Here is a 2,679-nt window from a genome sequence, read left to right as displayed (position 1 = left end):
GCGCCGCGCATAGGTCAGGCACACGCCCGAGCGCAGGAAAAGTTCAAACAGGCCCGGGTCAAGATGGCCCTCGGCCACCATGCGCCGCATGAGGCCTAAGGCCTCGGACAGGCGCTTGCCCGGCTTGTAGGGCCGGTCATCGGCCGTCAGTGCCTCGAAGACATCCGCAATGGCCATCATGCGGGCCTGCGGGCTCATCTGTGCGCCGGTCAGGCCGCGCGGGTAGCCCTTGCCGTCCATGCGCTCATGATGGCCACCCGCGATCTCGGGCACCTCGCGCAGATGCTTGGGGAAAGGCAGCTCGTGCAGCATCTTCAGCGTCTGCACGATGTGGTCGTTGATCTTGTAGCGCTCCTCCTCCGTCAGCGTGCCACGGGAGATCGTGAGGTTGTGCAGCTCGCCGCGGTGGTAGAGGTGTTCGGGCTGCTTGAGTTTGAAGCCCCAGCGGTTGTCACCGCCCAGTTGGTCGGTGGCGGGGCGCGACAGGATGTGCTCGGGCCGGTCCTGCAGCAGGCGCTCAGGAGCAGGCAGCGGCGGGCGCGGTTTGGGCTGGCGGCGAGCTCCTCGATGGACAGGCCGAGCGTGTCGTCGAGCGTGCGCAACCAGCGCCTCTCGCCGATGCGGCGCAGCCGGGCAACGGCTTCGGGGTCCAGCGTTTCGCCACCCACATTGCTGGTCGCGACGAAGGCGTAGTCGGCATCCAGTTCGCCCTGGACCGGCGCCGCTGCGGCACGGGCACGCTGCGCGCCCGCTTCGCCCAGCTCGGCCTCCAGCTTCTCGATCAGCGCGTCGCGCTTGAGCACCTCGAAGCGCGTGCGGACCTCATGGACGCGGTTGTAGATCGTCTCCAGCTTGGTGGCCTTGTCGACGACGTACTCCGGCGTGGTGACCTTGCCGCAGTCGTGCAACCAGGCGGCGATGTGCAGCGCCTCCCATTGGTCAGCGTCCATCGTGAAACCGGCGTACGGCCCCTCGGTCGCCTCGCAGGCGGCCTGGGCCAGCATCTTGGTCAGCTCGGGCACGCGCTGGCAATGGCCGCCGGTATAGGGGCTCTTGGCGTCGATGGCGCCGGCAACGAGCTGGATGAAGCTCTCCAGCAGCTCCTTGCGCGCGCGCAGCAGCAGCTGGTTGTCGATGGCCACGGCGGCCGTGCCCGACAGCGCACTGACAAAGGCCACGCGTGCGGCGCCCAGTGGTTCGGACGGCCCATCGGCCGACAGCGGGAAGGTCAATGTCAGCGTACCGATGGTCTCGTGCTGGCTGTTCTTCAGCGGCAGGGCCAGCAGGCGCATCTTCGCGACGCCCAGGGCGGCGAACAGCCGCTGGTAGGCGGCCAGGTGGGTCGGGTTGTCCCAGCTCAGGTCGATCTCGACCGGTGCGTTCGTCTGCAGGGCACGCACCGGCGCGGCGACGCTGTCGGGCACGTTCACCTGCCAGGTCAGGCCGCGGCGCGACGCGGTCTCGCCACGCACGCGCGAAGCCGCGGGCTCCAGCGTCTGGCCATCGGCCGACAGCAGGTGGACCGAGCCGCCACTGGCGCCGGCCACGGCGATGGTCTCGCGCAGGATGAGGTCGAGCAGGGTGTCGAAATCTCGCTCGGCACTCAGCGCGTTGCTGATGTCGAGAAAGCGCCGCAGCGAATGCTTCATCGCCGTCATCGCGATGGCCAGGCGGTCGACCTCGCGGATCAGGCTGCGTTGGGGATCGGGCCCGTCGAACTCGAAACGCTCGATCGCCTCGGCCTGGCGGGCCAGGTTGCGCAGCGGCCGCGACACGCGATCGGCCAGCAGGTGAACCAGGGGCAGCAACAGCAGCATCAAACCCAGCGAGATGTAGAAGCTCTGGCGGCGGCTCTCGATCTGGAAGGCCTGCAGCTCCTCGCGCGGCGCGGCCATCAGCAGCACCAGCGGCGCGCCGGCCTCCACGGCACCCTGCAGCGGCAAGGCGTGGCTGACCCATTCGCGCCCGTCGACCACCTGCACGGGTGTGAGATGACCCTCGCCATCGCGGCGCTGCCACAGCGCGCGCATCAGCGCCGACGCACGCTCGGCCACGCGCGGCAGGGCCTGGCCGTCCTTCGGCGGCGCGCCGCTCTCGCGCCGGGCCTCGGCCAGCATCTCGCCGCCTTGGGTGGCGATGAGCAGTTCGGCCGAACGGCTGATCTGCGGCCGCGTCAGCATCTCGCTGAGAGCCTGCAGGCTGACGTCGGCGCCCACGACGGCGCCACCATGAGCCTGGGCCAACGTCACGCCGGGTTCGCCGGTCGTGAAGAACAGATAGGGCGCCGATTGCACGAGCTTGCCTTCGCCGGCCTCGCTCGCCAGCGCGAACCAGGGCCGGGTGCGCGGGTCGAAGTCGTAGTCGGGCCGATCACGGCGCTGCAGCTCGCGCAGCGCTGCGTCGTAGAAGCGGTAGGCGCCACGCGGGGCCGCGCCGCCATCGCGGCTCACGCTCTGCAGGCCGAATGCAGCCTCGGCCGGCGCATCCATGCGCTTGCGTGTTGCCGCATCGACAAGGCGGCGCAACAGCACGAAGGATCCGCCCGAGGTGCCGACATAGACGGCCGAGACCGAGGCATTGGCGCGCAGGGCCGCCGCCATCTGCGGCAGCGCAGTCAGGCGCTCGGCCTCATTGCTGGCCCGGCCCAGGGCGCCGGTCGCCAGCAGGGCCACGCTGACC

The 2,679-nt window shown here is 70.0% G+C and carries 2 protein-coding genes; both read right to left on the bottom strand.

The features are described from left to right. Nucleotides 1-462, bottom strand: a 462-nt coding sequence (locus tag AC1DU6_RS26415) for an HD-GYP domain-containing protein (RefSeq protein WP_477860747.1), incomplete at its 3' end; no start/stop codon positions are given. Beyond that, nucleotides 363-2,679, bottom strand: a 2,317-nt coding sequence (locus AC1DU6_RS26410) for a GAF domain-containing protein (protein ID WP_477860745.1), incomplete at its 5' end; no start/stop codon positions are given. The genes AC1DU6_RS26415 and AC1DU6_RS26410, both read right to left, overlap by 100 nt.

Source organism: Roseateles sp. P5_B10 (assembly GCF_056400485.1).
The sequence above is the reverse complement of the archived record's forward strand: the minus strand, read 5'-3'. Positions and strand labels throughout refer to the sequence as shown.